At 34.9% G+C, this 1,123-nt stretch carries 1 protein-coding gene; it reads right to left on the reverse strand.

Features of this window, described 5'->3' with window-relative positions:
• Positions 1-342 precede the first annotated feature (342 nt).
• Positions 343-933 carry an outer membrane beta-barrel protein gene (locus F598_RS0113195; protein ID WP_019039544.1) on the reverse strand — a complete coding sequence of 197 codons (591 nt, stop codon included), beginning with the start codon at positions 931-933 and terminating at the stop codon, positions 343-345.
• Between the last annotated feature and the right edge of the window lie 190 nt (positions 934-1,123).

Here is a 1,123-nt window from a genome sequence, read left to right on the forward strand (position 1 = left end):
GCAGAGGTGACAAATCAGTCAACAATTAATTTCGATCATCATTTCAGCTGCTCTGGCGCCGAAATCCATTCAGCCGTTTGAGACACAAAACAAACTATTCAGTCGTAAATTTCCGTTTTAAACCTTCCATACAGCCGACTGACTTTCCTTTATTTAGAACAATAATTGAAATTAATTTATACACTATTTTTCAATCAATTTACCTACAACGTGTTTGGCTATGGTTTCGTTGCGGATAAATCCGCTAGGATTTTCCGCCGTAACCCAAAGATAGCAAACACTCAGGAATTTCCGAAAGGAAATTCCGCCGCAATGAACTATAGCCGTTGTTGTAGGTAGTTTTTATAGTCTATATCCTATTCCGAATTTCAGAATATTAATGTTCGTATTGTAACTTATATCTGGAACTCCGTTTTCAACTCCGATTTTCACAAAATCATATTGTGCCTGTAAATAGAATTTTTCAGATAAATCATATGCAATTCCTAAATTAAAATTAAAACCGCCTTCGCTATCATCAATATCATCAGGCAATTCAGCATCTCGATTGTCTGCCCAGTCTGCATTAAAAATAAGTATTGAATATCCAATTCCGATTTGAGGATGAAATTTTTCTAAATTCGGAATGTTAAACTCTGCAAATAAGCGAGGTTGAATAGGAATAATTGTTACATCAAATAGTTGGTTCAGGTCAGTTGCACCTGATTTAGTGTTTTTAAAGAATCCAAAATTCGCTGACACTCCTAAATTCAATATTTCTTTTTGCAGAAATCTGTAATTGATTCCCAAGTCAATAATTCCATTATAGTTGTCTCCTAAAAAATTATCTCCAATAGCGATTGGAAAATTAGCCTCAATGTCAAATTTAGATTCTTGTGCGTTTAAATTTAGAGCTAAAAACAAAGTTAAAATCCAATAGAGTTTTGATTTCATAAGTTAAGTAAAGTTTTGTTTATGTTTAATTTCAGTTTGTTGGGCAAATTACCTACAACGGCGTTCGTGTGTATGGCTTCGTTGCGAGCAAACTGGCGCACATCTTTCAGCCGTGGCTGAAAGATAGGACATTGCGTGGAATTTTCGGTAGAAAATTCAGTCGCAATGAGCTATACACTCTGTTGTAGGT

Source organism: Psychroflexus tropicus DSM 15496 (assembly GCF_000378765.1).
In the GTDB taxonomy this organism is placed as follows: Bacteria; Bacteroidota; Bacteroidia; order Flavobacteriales; family Flavobacteriaceae; genus Psychroflexus; species Psychroflexus tropicus.

Excerpts from the sequence above, each read along its gene's own strand:
- F598_RS0113195 (WP_019039544.1), bottom strand. The coding sequence starts at position 933 with ATGAAATCAAAACTCTATTGGATTTTAACTTTGTTTTTAGCTCTAAAT.